The organism is Xanthomonas sp. SHU 199 (assembly GCF_000364665.1).
Taxonomy (GTDB): domain Bacteria; phylum Pseudomonadota; class Gammaproteobacteria; order Xanthomonadales; family Xanthomonadaceae; genus Xanthomonas_A; species Xanthomonas_A sontii.
Genome location: NZ_AQOI01000605.1, coordinates 1 through 1,946 on the forward strand (window position 1 = coordinate 1; position 1,946 = coordinate 1,946).

Below are 1,946 nucleotides of genomic sequence, written 5' to 3' on the forward strand. Positions count from 1 at the left end.
CCCGGCACCGCGCCGCCGGCGATCGCGTGGTGGTCGCCACCGGCGCGCCGCCGGAACTGGCGCGCGCCATCCTCGGCTTCGTCGCGCACCAGGACGTGCCGGTGGTCGGCAGCCTGATCGGCCCGCGCCTGGGCGCGGTCACCGCCACGCGCCACTGCCACAACGAGGAAAAGATGCGCATGCTGCGCGAACTGGGCTACGGCGAGATCGCCATGGCCTATTCCGACAGCACCGCCGATCTGCCGCTGTTGCAGGCCGCGGCCGCGCCGGTGGTGGTCAATCCCAAGCACGGCGCGGTGGCGGTGTTCCGCCGGCTGCTGCCGTCCGGCACGCCGATCCTCAACTGGGGCTGCCGCGACCGCGCCGGCGAGGTCGTCGGTTCCCGCTAGGGCGCGCCGCGGCGGGGAAGGCCGGCATCAGCCGCCGGCAGACCCGCGGTAAGCGCTGTCGCTGCCCACCAGCGCATGGTGCAGCGGCGCGACCCATTGCCCGCGGTCGATGTCGTAGGCGCCGAAGCTGCCCTCGAACTCCCAATACGCCCAGGCGAAATGGCGTTTCTCGGCGGCGTTGACCACCGCCACCGTCCAGGCCAGGCGATCGGCCGGCGGCGCCTGCTCGTAGGCACCGAACTCGCCCAGCAGTACCTGCCGGTGATGCGCCTTGGCCCAGGCCGCGATGCGGTCGAACTCGCCGTAGAGCTTGGTCCGGTCGGCTGCGCTGCCCCAGCTCACGCCGGTGTGGTCGCGGATGTCTGCCGGGGCCCACGGCGCGCCCTGGTGGGTGAAGCGGAACGGGTTGTAGTAGTGCACGGTGACCAGCAGGTGCGCATCGTCCTCGGGCAGGCGCAGGCTGTCGAGCGCGGTGAAGGAATTGCTGCTGGCCGGGCCCACCACCACCGTGCGGGTCGGGTTGTTGCGGCGGATGATCTGCAACGCATCGCGCAGCAAATCGTTCCACACCGCGCTGGTCATCTGGCCGTTGGGCTCGTTGAGGATCTCGAACAGCACCGACGGCGGCGCGTGGCGGTAGCGCGGGGCGACCTGGTTCCAGAACGCCAGCAGCCTGGTCCGGCACAGCGCGGCATCGGCGGCGCACGGATGGAAGTCGTGTTCGTCCAGGATCACGTTCAGGCCGGCTGCGGTGGCCTGGTCGACCACCGTGTCCAGCGTCTTCAGCCAGGTCGGGTCGAGCCGGTTGCCCGCGTCCATGTGCGCGAAGGCCTGCAGGTTGAGCCGCACCGTGCGGAAGCCGCCGTCGCGGATCGTGCGGTACAGCGGCGGGCGGAAACGCGCCTTCGCCGGGTCGTTCCACAGCGGGTCGTAGCCGAGGATGTTGACCCCGCGCCCGAGCCGGGCGAAGGCGTCGTCGGCCTGCGCGCGCGGCGCAGGCAGCGCCAGGCACAGCAAGGCCAGGAAGAGCGGAAGGGCATGGCGCATGGCGGTCTCGCGGGGGGAGGGCGGGGCGAGACGCGCGGCCATCAGTGGCAGCGTCCCGGCCGCGATCATCGCGCGGCCCGCCCCAGCAAAAGCGAACCCGGCCTGACCGCAGAACGGGTCACCAGCGCAACGGCTTCAGGCGCCGCGGAGACCGCCTTTGCGAATCCCCAATCCCGACTCCCAAATCCCGGGCCTCACCCCAACCACCGATACAGCGCCCCGCCCACCTGATACAGGCTGATGCCCAGCACCAGCAGGCCCACCGCCACCAGCACCCAGCGCTCGCGCACGCGCTTGACCAGCAGCGCCGCCAGCGGCGCGGCGAGCATGCCGCCGACCAGCAGGCCGAGCACGATGTCCAGGTGCTGCACGCCCATGGTCAGCAGGAAGGTCAGCGAGATCGACAGCGTCACCAGGAACTCGGCGGCGTTGACTGTGCCGATGGTGGTGCGGGCCTGGCCGCCGTGGGCGAGCAGGGTCGAGGTCGCCACCGGGCCCCAGCCGCCACCG

The 1,946-nt window shown here is 71.8% G+C and carries 3 protein-coding genes; 1 reads left to right on the forward strand and 2 read right to left on the reverse strand.

What is annotated here, in order from left to right; translation table 11 throughout:
- Window positions 1-389, forward strand: a 389-nt coding sequence (locus D183_RS0117785; RefSeq protein ID WP_017910190.1) for a haloacid dehalogenase-like hydrolase, incomplete at its 5' end; no start/stop codon positions are given.
- Window positions 390-416: 27 nt separating this feature from the next.
- Here D183_RS0117785 and D183_RS0117790 read toward each other — a convergent pair.
- Complete coding sequence (locus D183_RS0117790; protein WP_232757304.1) at window positions 417-1,436, reverse strand: glycoside hydrolase family 5 protein; 1,020 nt, start codon at window positions 1,434-1,436, stop codon at window positions 417-419.
- A gap of 194 nt (window positions 1,437-1,630) precedes the next feature.
- Window positions 1,631-1,946, reverse strand: a 316-nt coding sequence (locus D183_RS0117795; RefSeq protein WP_017910192.1) for a TSUP family transporter, incomplete at its 5' end; no start/stop codon positions are given.

Excerpts from the sequence above, each read along its gene's own strand:
- D183_RS0117790 (WP_232757304.1), bottom strand. The coding sequence starts at position 1,436 with ATGCGCCATGCCCTTCCGCTCTTCCTGGCCTTGCTGTGCCTGGCGCTG.